Origin of the sequence: Deinococcus alpinitundrae (genome assembly GCF_009982895.1) — a bacterium.
Lineage (GTDB): Bacteria > Deinococcota > Deinococci > Deinococcales > Deinococcaceae > Deinococcus > Deinococcus alpinitundrae.
In genome coordinates this window covers 116,049-131,379 of record NZ_WXZL01000004.1, presented here as the reverse complement: position 1 = coordinate 131,379, position 15,331 = coordinate 116,049, and the positions used below count along the sequence as shown (strand labels likewise).

Annotated in this window: 15 protein-coding genes; 3 read left to right on the top strand and 12 right to left on the bottom strand. The window is 67.1% G+C overall.

The annotated features are described in order from the left end of the window. Window positions 1–46: 46 nt before the first annotated feature. From GUI70_RS05045 to GUI70_RS05015, 7 genes are all read right to left on the bottom strand, one after another. Window positions 47–484: a response regulator gene (locus tag GUI70_RS05045; RefSeq protein WP_161881210.1), complete on the bottom strand. Its 438-nt coding sequence runs from the start codon at window positions 482–484 to the stop codon at window positions 47–49. After that, window positions 481–2,109: a sensor histidine kinase gene (locus GUI70_RS05040; RefSeq protein WP_161881209.1), complete on the bottom strand. Its 1,629-nt coding sequence runs from the start codon at window positions 2,107–2,109 to the stop codon at window positions 481–483. The genes GUI70_RS05045 and GUI70_RS05040 overlap by 4 nt, the downstream gene beginning before the upstream one ends. A 104-nt stretch (window positions 2,110–2,213) precedes the next feature. Further along, entirely contained in the window at window positions 2,214–3,452 is a 1,239-nt protein-coding gene (locus tag GUI70_RS05035) for an aspartate aminotransferase family protein (protein WP_161881208.1), read from the bottom strand. A gap of 124 nt (window positions 3,453–3,576) precedes the next feature. Next, a complete protein-coding gene (gene lpdA / locus GUI70_RS05030; RefSeq protein ID WP_161881207.1) occupies window positions 3,577–4,998 on the bottom strand; it encodes a dihydrolipoyl dehydrogenase in 1,422 nt (473 codons plus the stop codon). 57 nt (window positions 4,999–5,055) lie between these two features. Further along, window positions 5,056–6,018, bottom strand: coding sequence for an SPFH domain-containing protein (locus GUI70_RS05025; RefSeq protein WP_161881206.1), 963 nt, complete (start codon window positions 6,016–6,018; stop codon window positions 5,056–5,058). 61 nt (window positions 6,019–6,079) lie between these two features. Continuing rightward, entirely contained in the window at window positions 6,080–6,343 is a 264-nt protein-coding gene (locus tag GUI70_RS05020; protein WP_161881205.1) for a hypothetical protein, read from the bottom strand. A gap of 1 nt (window position 6,344) precedes the next feature. Continuing rightward, complete coding sequence (locus GUI70_RS05015; RefSeq protein WP_161881204.1) at window positions 6,345–6,956, bottom strand: hypothetical protein; 612 nt, start codon at window positions 6,954–6,956, stop codon at window positions 6,345–6,347. Window positions 6,957–7,141: 185 nt separating this feature from the next. Here GUI70_RS05015 and GUI70_RS05010 point away from each other — a divergent pair, with 185 nt between their 5' ends. Beyond that, a complete protein-coding gene (locus GUI70_RS05010) occupies window positions 7,142–7,381 on the top strand; it encodes a hypothetical protein (protein ID WP_161881203.1) in 240 nt (79 codons plus the stop codon). A 192-nt stretch (window positions 7,382–7,573) separates the two neighbouring features. On the opposite strand, the gene GUI70_RS05005 is transcribed toward GUI70_RS05010, so the two are convergent. From GUI70_RS05005 to GUI70_RS04985, 5 genes are all read right to left on the bottom strand, one after another. Then, window positions 7,574–8,203 (bottom strand): thiamine diphosphokinase, encoded by a 630-nt coding sequence (locus tag GUI70_RS05005; RefSeq protein WP_161881202.1) that lies wholly within the window; start codon window positions 8,201–8,203, stop codon window positions 7,574–7,576. A 39-nt stretch (window positions 8,204–8,242) separates the two neighbouring features. Beyond that, complete coding sequence (locus GUI70_RS05000; RefSeq protein WP_161881201.1) at window positions 8,243–9,307, bottom strand: hypothetical protein; 1,065 nt, start codon at window positions 9,305–9,307, stop codon at window positions 8,243–8,245. 79 nt (window positions 9,308–9,386) lie between these two features. Next, window positions 9,387–10,364: an ABC transporter ATP-binding protein gene (locus GUI70_RS04995; RefSeq protein ID WP_161881355.1), complete on the bottom strand. Its 978-nt coding sequence runs from the start codon at window positions 10,362–10,364 to the stop codon at window positions 9,387–9,389. 23 nt (window positions 10,365–10,387) lie between these two features. After that, the gene (locus GUI70_RS04990; RefSeq protein ID WP_237724706.1) at window positions 10,388–11,527 is read right to left on the bottom strand and encodes a serine hydrolase; all 1,140 of its coding nucleotides are present in this window, start codon (window positions 11,525–11,527) and stop codon (window positions 10,388–10,390) included. Window positions 11,528–11,550: 23 nt separating this feature from the next. After that, the gene (locus GUI70_RS04985; protein ID WP_161881353.1) at window positions 11,551–13,155 is read right to left on the bottom strand and encodes an ABC transporter permease; all 1,605 of its coding nucleotides are present in this window, start codon (window positions 13,153–13,155) and stop codon (window positions 11,551–11,553) included. A 46-nt stretch (window positions 13,156–13,201) separates the two neighbouring features. Between GUI70_RS04985 and GUI70_RS04980 the strand changes: the two genes are divergently transcribed. Together GUI70_RS04980 and GUI70_RS04975 are read left to right on the top strand one after the other, a co-directional pair. Further along, complete coding sequence (locus GUI70_RS04980) at window positions 13,202–13,981, top strand: hypothetical protein (protein WP_161881200.1); 780 nt, start codon at window positions 13,202–13,204, stop codon at window positions 13,979–13,981. A gap of 142 nt (window positions 13,982–14,123) precedes the next feature. Further along, a complete protein-coding gene (locus tag GUI70_RS04975; protein WP_161881199.1) occupies window positions 14,124–15,305 on the top strand; it encodes a branched-chain amino acid ABC transporter substrate-binding protein in 1,182 nt (393 codons plus the stop codon). The last annotated feature ends 26 nt before the right edge of the window (window positions 15,306–15,331 follow it).

Genomic DNA, 15,331 nt, shown 5'->3' with positions numbered 1-15,331 from the left:
GAGGGTTCGCTCAGCCCCTTTCGACCCTTAGACTTTTCCCGCCTCCTTACGACATGGCGTGTGGCGGCAGAGCCACGATGGCGAGCCAGAACGTCTCGAAGGTACGCACCACGTCGAAGAATTCGCCCACGCTCACCGGCTTGGGAATGTAGGCGTTGACGTGCAGGTCGTAGCTGCGCCACACGTCCTGCTCGGCGCGCGAGGTGGTCAGCATGATGATCGGGATGCGCCGCAGATCCGGGTCGGCTTTCAGCACCGCCAGCAGTTCCAGGCCGTTCATGCGCGGCATGTTCACGTCGAGCAAGATCACGTCGGGTGTCGGGGCGTCGGTGTAGTGGCCCTGCCGGTGCAAAAATTCCAGGGCGTCCACGCCGTCGCGGGCCACGTGCAGGCGGTTGGCGATGCGGGCTTCCTCGAAGGCCTCCTCGGTCAGCATCACGTCGGCAGGGTTGTCCTCGACCAGCAGAATCTCGATCTTTCTCATGAATGTCCTTCGGGTTCGGTCCGGACAGCTGCAAAGAGGTCCGTCTCGACCTGAACAGTCGGCGACTGGTGGACCGGCACAGCAATCAGACCCGGCATATTCGGGTAGGGTAGGGTAAACGAGAAGGTGCTTCCACAGCCCAAGGCACTTTTAACAGTGAGCTGTCCGCCGTGGCGCTCGACCACGTTCTTGACCACCGCCAGCCCGATGCCGCTGCCCTCGAAGATGCCGACGCCGTGCAGGCGCTGAAACACCCCGAAAATCCGCTCGAAGTAGGTCGCCTCAATGCCAATGCCGTTGTCCTGCACCGAGAACTGCCAGGCGTCGGGTAGCGCGGCGGCAAAGATGGCGACCTTGGGGGGCCGGACCGGATCGCGGAACTTCAGGGCGTTGCCGATCAGGTTCTGAAAGACGTGGCGTAGCAGTTCGGGACTGCCCCACACCTCGGGCAACTCGCCCACCTCAAGGGTGGCCCCACTGCGCCGGATCAGGTCCTGAAAGTCGTCGAGCACGCCCTGAACGATCCCCCCGGCGCTGAACATGGCGCTGGCCTGGCCTTGCTGGCGTACCCGCGAGTAGAGCAGCAGGTCCTGAATCAGTCCCTTGAGCCGCAAGGTGGCGCTGAGCGTGAACTGGATGTACTGGTCGGCCCGGTCGTCGAGCTTGCCCTGGTAGCGCCGGGAGAGCAGTTCGGTGTAACTGCCGATGGTCCGCAGCGGTTCCTGGAGGTCGTGGCTGGCGACGTAGGCGAACTGCTCGAGTTCGCGGTTGCTGCGCTCCAGATCTTGGTTGGTGCGCTCTAGCACCATCTGGGCTGACTTGAGGGTGGCCTCACGCTGCTCGACGGCGTCGGCCATGCGGTAAAACTGACGGCGCAGGGCCTGCACCTCCCGCACCGGCACGTCGAGGAGCGCCTCGCCGTACTGGCCCTCGGCGATGCGCCCGGCCCCGGCGTTGAGCGTCTCCAGGCCCTGAGTGAGGGTGCGGGCGGCACGCTGAGCGGCAAAGATGATCAGTAAAAGGGCGCTGATGAGCCCAGCAATGGTGAGCGTCCGGGTCAGGCGCAGGGCGCTGAGGCTGGTGTTGGCCGCTGCCTCGCGCCGCAGCATCTCGTTGCGCTCCAGGGTGGCCAGCACGCCGCGCACCGTGTCGATGAGTTGCTTGCCCTCGGTCTGCTGGCTAAGCAGCGAAGCCGCCGTCGCTGCCGAGGTCCGCCGGGCGGCGATGGCGGGAGCGGCCACGTCCTGATCCCAGCCCTGCACCAGCGCCCGGACCTGGGCCAGATTGCGGCGCTGCTCGTTACTGACGCTGAGGGCTCGCAGCTTGCCGAGGCGCTCGCTGACGTTGCGCTGGCCCCGGCGGTACGGTTCCAGAAACGCTTCTTGCCCCACCAGTACGTAGCCGCGCATGCCGGTTTCCAGGTCCACCACGTCGCGGGCCAGCAAATTGATCAGGTTGAGGCGCACCTGCGCGGCGTTGAGCAGCTCGATCTGCCGGGCGTTGCGGTCGATGCCCCACACCACCGCTGCGGTGACGGCCAGCAGCAGCAGGAGCGGCGTTAGTAGCGGTCCCAGCAGAAACTGGGTCAGGCTGCGGGAACGTGAGGGACCGGGGCGCGGGCGCATGCTCGCCGCAGTCTAGGGCAAGGTCCTGAAAGGCACACGGTCCAGCCAAGGTCAGCCAATAAAAATGCCCCGGAGCGGGGCCGGGGCGGGAGATGAAGTCGGGTCTACTCGGTCTGCTTGCTTTCCTTGACCTCGGCGGCGGGCACCTCACGCGGGTTGACGGTCTTCAAGACCTTGGCCACCGACGCCACCACCTGATCGATCTGCTCCTTGCTGATGGTCACCGGCGGCAGGAAGCGGATCACCAGCGGCGTGGCGGCCAGCGTCAGCACGCTCTCGTCGTGTTCCAGGGCGGCGATGTACGGCGCGCTCTTTTCCTTGAGTTCCATGCCGATCATCAGGCCCAGGCCGCGCACCTCGCGGACCTTGCTGGAGTCGATGGCCCTGAGCTGCTCCATGAAGTACTGGCCCTTCTCGCGGGCCTGCTCGGCCATGTTCTCGCGTTTCATGGCGCGGATGGCGGCGACCCCGGCGGCCATCGCCAGCGGATTGCCGCCGAAGGTGGTGCCGTGACCGCCTGCGGGCATCTTGTCGGCCACGGCGGCGGTCATGGCGAACGCGCCCACCGGCACGCCGCCCGCCATCGCTTTGGCCAGCGTCATGCCGTCGGGCGTGATCCCGAAGTGTTCGGTGGCGAACATCTTGCCGGTGCGGCAAAATCCGGTCTGAATCTCGTCCATGATCAGGAGCGCGCCGTGCTCCTGGGTGAATTTACGGGCGGCCTGAATGAATTCTAGGCTGGCCGGACGCACCCCGCCCTCGCCCTGCACCGGTTCGATGATCACGGCGGCGATCTCGTCCGTGACGGCGGCCCTGAGTTCCTCGACGTTGCCGTAGGTCACGAACGACACGTTCTTGTTGTCCACCGCGTCGCCGAACGGCTCACGGTACTTGGGTTCCCAGGTAAAGGCCAGCGCGCCCAGGCTGCGGCCCGCGAAGCCGCGCTTCATGCTGATGAACTTCTTGCGGCCCGTGGCGGTGATGGCAAACTTCTTGGCCGCCTCCACCGCCTCGGTGCCGGAGTTGCACAGAAAGATCCGGTCGAGGCCAGTCGGTAGCACCCCGGCGAGTTCCTGGAGGAATTCGGCGCGCTTGTCGTTGGGCAGGGTCTGCGGCATCACGATCAGGCGCTCGGCCTGGTCCTTGATGGCCCGCACCACATCGGGGTGGCTGTGGCCGATATTGGCGACGCCGTAGCCCGCCACGCAGTCGATGTAGCTGCGCCCGGTCTCGTCCCACACCGTCGCGCCCTGGGCGCGCACCATGACCACCTGGTGCTTGTTGTAGACACCGCTGTCAAAGCGCATTTCGGTATCCAGCCATTTGCTGTTCGTTGTCGTCATGGGGCCTCCTGGCGCGCCGCAGCGCGATTGAGTTCAGTGTAGGCGTTGGAGGGAGAGCTGCCCACCCCCTCACCGGACCTGGGACGCCAGGAGCGACCCCGCTGGCCCGCTCCCCCTGCGCGCCTTACAAGTGAATCGCCATTTTGCCCACGCCCATCGCCGCTTCCTTGACGGCCTCGCTGAGCGTCGGGTGGGCGTGGACCGTGCGGCCCAGGTCCTCGGCGCTGCCGCCGAACTCCATCAGGGTCACGGCCTCGGCGATCAGTTCGGACACGTTGGGGCCGACCATGTGCACGCCTAGCACTTTGTCGGTGTTGGCGTCGGCGACCACCTTGACGAAGCCGCGTGGGTCGCCGTGCCCCAGTGCCCGTCCGTTGGCACTGAAGGGAAACTGCCCGGTCTTGACGTTCAGGCCCCGGTCCTTGGCGGCCTGCTCGGTGAGGCCTGCCCAGGCGATTTCGGGCGAGGTGTAGATGACCCAGGGAATCACGTCGTAGTTGACGTGCCCGGCCTGCCCGGCGATCAGCTCGGCCACTGCCACGCCCTCGTCCTCAGCCTTGTGCGCCAGCATCGCGCCGCCGACCACGTCGCCGATGGCGTAGACGTTTGCCAGATTGGTGCGGTAGTGGGCGTCAATCTTGACGAATCCACGCTCGTCGAGTTCCAGGCCCACGTTCTCGCCGCCCAGCCCGAAGGTGTTGGGCACCCGCCCGATGCTGACGATCAGCTTGTCGAATTCGGCGGTCACGCTCTGGTCCTTCTCGGTGTAGGTCACGCTGACCGAAGTGCCGTTGTCCTTGACCTCCGTGATATTGACGCTGAAGTGAAAGTCCAGGCCCTGCTTCTGAAACTGCTTGAGGGCTTCCTTGCTCACCGCTGGGTCGGCGGGCAGCAAAAAGCCGGGCAAGGCTTCGAGCACCGTCACCTGAGCGCCCAGCCGCCGCCAGACGCTGCCCAGCTCCACGCCGATGACGCCCGCGCCGATCACGCCGAGCCGCTTGGGCACCTCGCTGAATTCCAGCGCGCCGCTGTTCTCCACGATGTTGCCGCCGAACGAAGCCAGCGGCAGGGAGCGGGGGTTGCTGCCGGTCGCCACGATCACGTGCTTGGCTTTCACCTCGCTGCTGGCCTGGCCCTCGAAGCCGATCTGAACCACCCAGCCGTCACCGTCCTGGCGGGTCAGTTTGCCGTAGCCGTGGTAACTCTTGATCTTGTTCTTCTTGAACAGGTAGGCCACGCCGCCGGTCAGCTTGTCGACCACGCCCGCCTTGCGCCCCAGCATCTTGGCGAGGTCGATCTTCGCGCCCTCCACCGTGATGCCGTGATCGGCGTACTCGTGCGAGAGCAGCTCGAACTTTTCGCTGCTGTCGAGGAGGGCCTTGCTGGGAATGCAGCCGATATTGAGGCAGGTGCCGCCCAGCGAGGGTTTTCCATCCCGGCTGTAGGCGTCCACGCAGGCCACGCTGAAGCCGAGTTGCGCGGCGCGAATGGCCGCCACATAGCCGCCGGGGCCGCCGCCGATGACCAGAACATCATAGGTATCCATGCTTATGAGTCTACCGTCTGCCCTGCGGGGCAAAAGGAACTTCGTGAGAAACGGGGTTTACGGCTGCGCCGGCTCGCTCTTGCCGGAAGCGGGCCGGGTCTGGGCGGGCAGGTTGATCAGAAAGCCGCTGCCGGAGCCACCCGACACCGTTGGAAGCGTGCCGTTCCACTTTTCTACCTGTTTATTTTGAATCAGCTCCGGTGTCAGCGAGGCAGCCAGCACCTTGTTGGCTTTGGCCTGCGCCTCGGCGCGCACCAGAATGGCCTGGGCGTCGCCCTGCGCCTTGGCGATCTCCTGCTGCGCTTCGGCCCGGCTCTGCACCACCTTGTTCTGGGCCTGAATGGCCGCCTGCTGCGCCGAGAACTTGGCGTTGATGCTCTGCACGACGGCTTCCGGAGCGCGCAGCTCACCGATAAAACTGAAATTGCGGACCAGAAAGCCCGAGGGCGTGAGTTCGGCCACCACTTCCTTTTGCGAGGCGTCCTCGAAGGTGCTGCGGCCCTTGCCCAGCAGTTGCTCGGCGGTGTAGCCCGACGCCTGGCGAGTGATGGCGTTTCTGACCACGCTGCGGATGTAGGTATGGGTGATGCTGTTCACGTCTGGCCCGAAGCGGATGTAGATGGCGGGAGCCGACCTGGGGTCGATCTGGTAGCCGAAGTTCACGTCGCCGTTGAGTGTCACCTGGTCGGCGGTGTTGAAGGTGAACGACTCGTCGCCCTGGCTGCCCTCGCTGGCATTGCGCGTCCACGAATAACTCTGCTGGGCGCGCGGATAGGTCACGATCTCGGTGGTGAGGGGGTTGACCAGCACGTAGCCCGACACCACGTTGGTCTGCGACAGGCCGCGTGCGCTGCCCGCCTTGTTGAATTTCAGCCCGATCTGGCCAGGGCCGATGACCTGAAGGCTGCTGCTGAGCACACTGACAACCACGATAATCACGAGCAGCAGGCCGCCCCAGCGCAGGTAGGGCGTGGCGGCCGAGGACGGGCGGACGGGCAGGGCGGGAGGAAGTTTCTCCATGACGAAGGCTCCTGAAGAACGGTCGGTTCGAGTGGGGACAGCGCGCAGGCGGGGGTTTTGCTCAGCGCTCGCCGCGCCACCACCGGTGCAGGCGCTGGCGCAGACTGCGCTCACCTGCACCGGGCCACAGCCATCCGGCAACGGCGAAAACGGCGAGCGCGATGATCAGCGTGATCGGCAGGTCGGCGTCGTTGCTCTGGTAGCCGAGGGCGCGGGTAAGCCCGCCGAGCGCCCACAGCAAGGTGAAGACGGCGGCGATGAATCCGGCGAAGGCGACCAGAGTCCAGCACAGCCGCCGCCAGCGGGCCGGGTGTGGGGAAGGCATCTCAGAGGCCCAGCAGTCCCAGCGCCGCCGTTGCCGTCAGTTCGGTCTTGAACGGTTGAATGAGGGCGGTGGTCTGGGGACTGGCCCCGGTGCTGACGGTGTTGCCGAAGTCGGGCAGCTTGCCGCCCTGCAATTCGCTGGCGATCTTGCCGAAGTCAATGTCCGGCACGCCCAGTGCGCGGTTGACCCCGCCCGCGATGACGTTGTAGCGCTCACGGCTGAGCTGCTCGCGCGTCAGCCCCTGTACCTGCGCGGCCCGCGCCTGGCCCACCGAGCGGCCCAGGTCGCGCAACACGCCGGTCACCTGCCAGAAGGTCGGCGTCTGGCCGTTCTGAATGCTCTGGAAGGTGTTCTGAACGCTGGTGAAGCTGCTGCCCAGGGCGGCGCGCTCATCACGACGAATCCGCACGAACTTCTGCACGTCGCTGCGCGTCAGCGGGGCCTGCACGTTGCCGCTGGCCGCCGGAATCTGCTGGGTCTGGGCAGGTACCCGCCAGCCGCTCAGAAAGACTGTCACTGGGCGGTAGACCAGGAAATAGCCCGCTGCCAGCAGGGCCACCATCAGCACCACAAAGCCGCCGCAGCCGCAACCGCATCCACGTCTCGCGTTCATGGAATTAGATACGGGCGCAGGGCCTGGGAAGTTCCGCCCTGCCGCTCCCGGCAGCCCCCGTCGTCAGAGACCCAGCGGAGCCGTCTTGAGCAGATCGCTGCGCTTGCTCCGGCTCTATTAACGCTTTGATTTGGGAATCGGCGTCGGTCCTGACAGTACTGCCCAGGCTGGTAAAATCGCCGCTGTTGAGCTTCTCCAGCGGCCAATTAATCTGCTCGAAAGCGGGCGCTGCTGAGAGTTTGCTTCTCCAGCGCCGTCTTCTGCGTGGCCCTGGCGTCGCCCACCTAGCCGCCGATCTGGCGCAGCGCTCCGGCGACTTGCAGGAAGTTAGGGTTGTTGCCCGACTTGATGTCGTTGAACAGCATCTGGAAGCTGAAAAAACTGTCGCTCAGCGTGTCTTTTTCGGCCTGGCAATGAACTTCTGAAGGCCGGCCCCGGTCACAGGCGCTTACACGCTTGAGGCGGCGGGCGTGGAGGGTGTGGCCTCCGATTGAGCCGATTCCGTTCCGCTCCCTGCCAGAAGAGCCGAGAGCAGAACGAGGGTCTTGAAGCTGGACATGAGTTCAGGGGAGGGCACTGGACCAAGCCGCAGTTCAACCACCGTCACCGCACGACGTTTAAGCCCGTCTCATCTCCTCCAGCACGGTGAGCAGCGCCACGCCCGATCTCAACTCGGCGGTCAGCACCCCGCCCGCCGCCTCGTTGCTGAGGGTCAGCCCGCTGCCCAGCGGCACGTCGGCGTCGGTCAGCGGCCAGCGCGCGCCGCGCAGGGTCAGCCCGTTCAAGCTGGAGGTCGCCAGCACGCTGAAGACCTGCCCAGCCCGTAATTCGAGTCTGACCGGCACCTGTGCCAGGAGCGGGTACCCGGCCTCGTCGCCGCTGTGAAGCGTCACCTTCAGTGCCTCGCCAGCCAGTCGGCAGGCCCCCAGCGCCAGAGCAAAGGCGTGGTCGAAGCGCCCCCCGAAGGCCCCCAGAATGATGAGTTCAGTTGCGCCGCGCTGCCGGGCCACCCGGACAGCCAGCTCGAAGTCGGTGCTGTCCTTCGCCGCTGGGTGCCGCTCGCGCGGCGCGTCCAGGATCAGGCCCTCGGACGAATCGAAATCGCCCACCCACAAATCAATGTGCACGCCCAGCACGGCGGCGTGGCGCGCCCCCCCGTCGGCGGCGATGATCAGGTCGGGGCGCAGCAGCGCAGCCAGGGCGGGCGTCGCCGTCAGCCGCCCACCCACCAGAATCCAGGCGAGCATGGCGGCCACTCTAGCGCCCGTCGGCAACGGGCGGGCTGCTCAGGGCAGATTCAGCGCCGAGCGCATGTCCGAGAGCAGCGTTTCCACATTTTTGCTCAGGCCGTCGAGGGTGGGCGCACTGGTGCGCGCCGGATTGAAGGCCGAGAGGTAGACGATATGCGGACCGCTGCGGGTGTTGAGCGGCCCCTCGGCGGCCACCGCCAGTTGCACGAATTTCTCGCTGCCGCCGGGCAAGGTGTAGCTCAGGCCGACGAGCCGGTACGCGCCCGCGTCCTCGCCGGGCGTCACGCTGAACTGCAGGGTGCCCGCCCGGCTGAGGGTGTCGGCCGTGGCCGCCGCGTTGAGCGCCTTGACGCTGACCGGGTTCAGGGGATCGCTGCTGAACAGCGCGTTGACGTCACTGAAGCTCAGCGCCTGCATGGCCCCGCCGAGCAGCTGCACCACGCTGACCGCCTGTGCCTCGCTGGGGCTGCCGGAGCCGGGGGCGTTGGAGGTGGTGGTCACGCTGCTGACGGTGGTCGTGGTCGTCACCGGGGCCGCCGTGCCCAGCGGCGCGCCGGCCGCCACCGTCAGGTAGGGCTTGATCGCCGCGCTGCCGTTGAACTTCTGCACCAGCTTGCCCGCGCAGTCGGCGGCAGCCTTGCTCTCGTCACTGCTGAAACTCACCCCGCTCCACCAGTACCACGAGCTGTACCCGGCACTGGTGCCGTCGCAGGTATCTTGCCAGATCACCGTGCCGGTCCTCGCGTCGTCAATCTCGAAGCTGGCCTTCACCGTCTTGGCGTTGAGGCAGCCCACGAGCGGCAGGCACACGCCGCCGCCGCCGGTGATGTCGTTGATGCCCGCCTTCATGATCAGGTTGGCTCCGTCTTGCTGGCGCACCGGGCGCACGTAGCCGCTGGCCTTGAGCGCCTGGGTCATGGCCGTGTCGAACGACGACCAGACGCTGTAGCCGCAGTAGCCGCCGCTGCAGTAGTTGTCGCCGATATAGACCACTGCCTGCGGGCCGCTGTAGGCCGGGGTCTGCTGGGCCTGTGCCGCACCGAGGAGTCCGAAACCGACGCTAAGCAACTGAAAACTCGCCTTGAAATGGGTGTTCTTCATGGGGTGACCTCCGGAATGGTGCTACTTACAGATGACTGGCCTGTCATTCATTCTAGATACAGCGAGCGTCAAACGGGCGTCAAGGCCCGGCCCGGTCGTCCGGCACCTGGCGCAACTGGCGCTCGTCCAGCCGCAGCCGCAGGGTACCGCCGCCGATCAGGGCGGCCTCGCGGCGGCTCAGGTGCAGGGTGAGTTCGCCGAGTGGGTGTGTGGCCTTGACGGTTTCGCCGTGCTCGTCGGGCTGACGGAAGGTGATGCGGTGGGCTTCTCCCTCGCCCAGCACCACCGCACTTTCCGGCACCAGAACAGCTTGATCGCCGCGCGCGAACACGTTCGGCTGGCCCAGAAACTCGGCCACCCAGGCGGTCGCGGGCTGGCCGAACACGCGGGCTGCCGCGCCGACCTGCACCACCCGCCCGGCCCGCATCAGCGCCACCTGATCAGCCAGGGCCAGGGCCTCGCGCTGGTCGTGGGTGACGAGCAGTACCGCCGTGCCGAGCGTGCCGAACAGGGAGCGCAACTCGGCGCGCAGGTGGGCGCGAAGTTGCTCGTCGAGGTTACTCAGCGGCTCGTCGAGTAGCAGCAGCGGCGGGCGCGGCGCGAGGGCGCGGGCCAGCGCGACGCGCTGCTGCTGCCCGCCCGACAGCTCGGAGATGCGCCGCCCGGTCAACTCCGCCAGCCCGACCAGCGCCAGCGCTTCCCTGGCCTGCTGCTCGGCCTGCGCTCGGCCTGCGCCGCGCCTGCGCGGGCCGTAGGCCACGTTGTCCAGCACCCGCAGGTGCGGAAAAAGGGCGTAATCCTGAAAGACCAGCCCCAGATTTCGCGCTTCGGGCGGCAGCCGGGTCACGTCGCGGCCCGAGGTGCTCACGCGGCCGGTGTCGGGCCGCTCCAGGCCCGCGACCATCCGCAGCACCGTACTTTTGCCGCTGCCCGACGGCCCCAGTAGGGCCAGCGTCTCGCCTGCGGCCAGGCTCAGGCTGACATTCTTGGCGGCGGCGACTGCGCCGTAATGGCGGCTGAGGTGGGCAGTTTCGAGCGCGGGAAGCACGCGGCTCAGGGTAGCGCCTGACAAAGGTGCCCCTAGCGCGCCAGTTCGGTCAGTGCCGCGTCAATCCAGGCCACGACGGCCGGAATCTGGCGCTCCATATCTTCCGATTCCAGGGTGTCTGAGCCGTCGTTGAAGTAGGCGTAGGCCAGCCGCCGCCCGCCCGGCAGTTCGGCGTAGCCGGTCAGGGTCAGCAGCCGCCAGCCGCTCCCGGCCTTGTGGCCCCAGTAGAGTGCTTTGAGCGCCGGGCGTCTGGGCTGGCAGCACGACGCGGCCAGCCAGCGCCGAAATAGGGCGCGGGTGGCGGGTTGCAGACTGCTGCCGCCCAGGGTGCGGGCCAGCAGATCGGCGTAAGCCTGCGGGGTGCTGGTGTTTTGCAGCGCCAATTCGAGGGCTGGAGCGTAGGCGGGGCCGTGAAAATACCGGTCCAGCGCGGCCTCGACTTGTGGCCCCGTGAAGTCCTGGGCACGGGCATTGAGCCGCTCGGCCAGGTTCAGGCGGGCTTCGAAGGGCAACACCGAAGCGCTCACGGCGTCCGCCACCAGATTGGGAAACACGTCGGGCATCAGTCCCGATTGCGCTGCCCACCAGGCCTTGGTGGTGTGCAGAATGCTGGTACACGGACTGAGCGAATGCACCGCCCGCGCGATCTTCGGCGGCCCGAGACCGAGTTGCAGCAGATCGGAGGCGGTGTTGTCGCTGCGCTCCAGCGCCCACTGAGAGAGTTGTGCCACCGTGTTCTGGCCCGGCGGATAGCCCTCGATGCTGCGCTTGCCGGGCGTGGTGGTGATCAGGGCATTCAGGCTCAGCCGCCCGGCGTCCACTTCCTGCAAGGCGGCCCGCACCACCTGCGGCTTGAAGGCGCTGCCCAGCGCAAACAGGGCGTTGACCGGCCCCAGCCCCAGTGCTTTGAGCGGCCTGAACTGCGCGTCGTACAGGGCCGCGTAGAAGCCGACCCGTCCGGTGACCGCTGGTGGCAGTCGCCCACCCGGCGCGGGGACAGTGCTGGCCGCGCCGCAGGTGGGCACCGACGTGGACACGGGCAACGGGCTGATTGGCGCGCTCAGGCCGGACGGCGGCAGATCGGGCGTGGGGAGCGTCACGTAGACCGGCACCGAATCGGCCTGGGCCGCGCCGCAGAGGGCCAGGCACGCCAGAACCCACAACCGTTTCACCCTGTCATTGTACTGTGCGTTGCTCAGGTCACCTCTCCCTCGCCGCCGTCCAGTACGGTAAAGGCTCCCAGGCTCAGGCCCAGCAGTATGGTCGCCAAAACGCAGGCCTCGCCCAAGTTCTGCGCGCCGGGCCGCGAGAGGCGCTCGTACAGCCCGGTGCTGAGGGTGGCCCACTCTGGGCGGGTCAGCACCAGGGTCGCGCCGAACTCGCCCAGCACAGTGGCCAGTGACAGGGCCGCGCCGCCGCGCAGGGCGGGCCAGACCAGCGGCAGGGCTACTGTGCGCGCCGCCGCGAGCGGGCTGGCCCCTAATGTGCGGGCGGCCTCCAGCGCTCGCAGGGGCAATGCGCGCAGGGCAGGCAGCAAGCTGCGGGTAATCAGCGGCGAGGCGATCAAGGTGTAGGCGGCGATCAACAGGCCGAGTTGCGCCGCCCAGCCGGGGTAGCTCAGCAGATAGCCCACCCCCACGCTGACCGGCGAGAGCATCAGCGGCAGCAGGGAGAGGGCGTCGAGCGCACGTGAGCGGCTCAGGTAAGTGCTCAGGGCGTGCGAGGCCCCCAGCAGCACCGCGCCGCAGAGCGTTAGGCCCGCGAAGCGCAGGGTGTTGCCCAGCAGCAGGCCCAGCGGTGGGTCGTTGTCCGAAGCCAGCACGCCGCGCCAGAACGCCAGGGTCGGCCCAGCCGTGCCGGTCACGCTCCGCACGGCGACGGCCAGTAGCGGCGAGAAGCAGATCAGCAGCACCAGAACCAGCAAACTGTAGAGAAAGAGCGCTGCCGCGCCGCGTGCCCTGGGCAGGCGGCGGGCGGCTTCCGGCACCGCGCCGCCGATCAGCCGGGTGTAGAGCAGCGTCGCCGCCAGCGTGACCAGAAATTGCCCCAGAATCAGGGCGCTGGCTTCCGGCAACTTCAGTTCGTAGGCGGTCAGGGTGTAGATCTCGACTTCCAGCGTGGCGTAGCGCTCGCCGCCCAGCGTCAGCGGCAACCCGAACGACAGGGCGCTGTAGAGAAACACCAGAATTGCGCCCGCTGCCAGACCCGGCAGCGCCAGCGGCAGCGCCACCGTCAGGGCGGCCCGCAGGTTGCTGGCTCCCAGCGTGCGCGCCGCTCCGATCAGGCTCGGCGGCACGCGGGCAAAGCCGCCGTAAGCCAGGCGCAGCATGATCGGCAGATTGAAGAACAGGTTGCCCAGAATGATCAGCACCGGGCTTTCCGAGAGGTCAATGCCGCTGAGCTGGGTCAGCCAGCCGCGCGGCCCCAGCAGGGCGGTGAGGCCCAGCACCGCCACCAGCGTGGGTGTCACGAACGGCAGCAGCAACAATCGGAGCAGTCCGCGCTTGCCGGGGACGGCGTGGCGCGAGAACAGATACGCCAGCGGCCAGGCGATCAGTGCGCCGAGCGTCACCGTGACCCCTGCCTGTCCCAGTGTCCAGCCCAGGCGGCCCAGGAAGTAGGGATCGCTCCAGACGCTCAGGTTGACGCCGCCCACCCGCATGACTTTGATCAGCGGCCAGATCAGAAACACACCCAGGAAGGTCAGCGCGGGCAGGGCGATCAGCCAACCGAGGGTCAGGGTGGGGGAGGGTGGGAGACGGCGCACGGCTTTACGGTACGCCGCGCCCAGCACAAGCATGCGGTTTGCTCCGAATCCGTTCACGCTCAGCCTCTAGCATGCGGGCATGAACCTCCTCGGCTTACTGGGTCAGTACCCCTGGCTCGGTTACCTCTCAGCCGCGCTCCAGCTCGTCTTTCTGATTCACGCGGTCAGCACCCGGCGCAACACCTACTGGTTTTTCATTCTGCTGTTCGGCAGTTATATCGGGGTGCTGGCCTACCTGTTTCTGGAACTCGTGCCCGGCTGGCGCGGCACCTCCCGGCAGGTTGGCCGCCGCCTGCAACCGGCCCTGGAGAACCTACGCCCGCTGGAGACCCGCATCCGCGAGGCCAGAGAGCAGATTGAGGAAAGTGACACCTTGCAGCACCGCACCGAACTGGCGGCGCTTCTGGCCCACGCGAACCGCGAGGACGAGGCCCAGGCTGTGCTGCACCCGCTGCTGACCAGCAGTATCTACGCCGACGACCCGCTGGTGCTGCTGACCAGCGCCGAGCTGGCGATGGCCCGGCGCGATCCGGCCTCGGCGGCGGCCCAGCTCAAACGGGTCGATCTCAAGACCAGTGCTTCGGTTCGCACCCGCACCCTGACGTTGCTGGCGCGGGCACAGGCCGAGTCGGGGCTGCCCGAGGCCGAGGCGACCTACCGGCAGGCCATGACTGGCGCGACCAGCGAGGAGCCGCGCGTGCGCTACGCCGCTTATCTGATCGGCCAGCAGCGGCCGGCCGAGGCGCGGCTCGAACTCGAGCGGCTGGCCAAGACCGAGCAGCGGGCCAGCCGCCTCTACAAAGGGCAGGAGCGCGAGTGGTTCGCGCTGGCGGGCAAACTGCGGCGCGAGCTGGGCTGAGCCGCCCACCCGTCGACTGCCTGCCCTGCGCCAGAGCTGATCCTCCGCGCGCCGGGCCGCCCGCATCAGAACGTGTTCTTCACGCTGTGAAAAATGCGACAGCTGTAAGACCTTGGTTATCCGGCGCTGCCTAGCATCGCGCATGACTTCTGTCTCCCGTTTGCGTTTGCCGACTGCCCTCGTCCTCCTCGCCGCCCTCAGTGCCGCCCAGGCCGTCAGTTACAAGATTGCCACTGTCAGCCCGCTCAGCGGCAGCCTCACCGCCATCGGCAGCGAGGTCAAGCGCGGCGCGCAACTCGCTTTTCAGGACCGCGCCGCTGAACTCAAAGCGGCGGGCATCGACGTGTCACTGGTGTCGTTCGACGATCAGGCCTCGGCCACCAAGGGCGGGCAGATCGCCCAGACGGTTCTGGCCGACAAGAGCATTCTCGGCGTGGTCGGTGCCCTCAACTCTAGCGTGACCAATGTGCTGGGTGAGAGCTTTGCGGCGAGTGATCTGGCGCTGATCTCGCCGTCGAGCACCAACGACGCCCTGACCGAGCACAAGTGGACCAACTTCAGCCGCGTGGTGGCTCCCGACCAGGCCCAGAGCGTGGCCGCCGCCGCCTACATCGCCGACACGCTCACGGCCAAATCGGTGTTTGTGGTCTCGGACAACACCGCCTACGGCAACGGCCTGACCAAGAGCCTGCTCGGCAACCTCAAGGCGCGCAAGGTGGGTGTGGTCGCCTACGTGGGCGCGTCTGGCGCGGCGCAGATTGCGGGCGTCATCAAGCAGATCAAGCTCAGCAACCCGCAGGTGGTGTACTTCGGCGGCACCGACGATACCGGCGGTCAGTTGATGCAGGGCCTGCGCGACGCGGGTGTCAAGGCCGTCATCATGGGCGGCGACGCGCTCGACTCACCCAGCTTTCTTCAGCGGGCCGGCAAGGCCGCCGTCGGGGTCATCTACACCACCGTGTTCGGGCCGGTCAACACCTTTTCCAACTCGGTAGACTTCTCGGCGGCTTACCGCGCGGCCTTTAAGAGTGAACCCAGCGGCGTGGCCATCTATGCCTACGACGCCACCAATGCCCTGCTCTCGGCGCTCAAGGCGTCTGGAGCGACGCCCAGCCGCGCCCAGGTCAGCGCTGCCGTGCGCAAGGTCAATCTGCCCGCCTGCTTTTCGAACGACAAGAAAGACTGCGTGACCATCACCGGAGCGCTGGCCTTCTCGCCGACCGGAGAGCGCCAGCGCTCGCGCCTCCTCATCATGAAATACGACGAGATGTACCAGCCCAAGATGGCCAAGGTTCAGACGGTGAACGCCGAAGACCTGAAGTAAAGCAAGCGGCCTGAGCCACCCCAGGG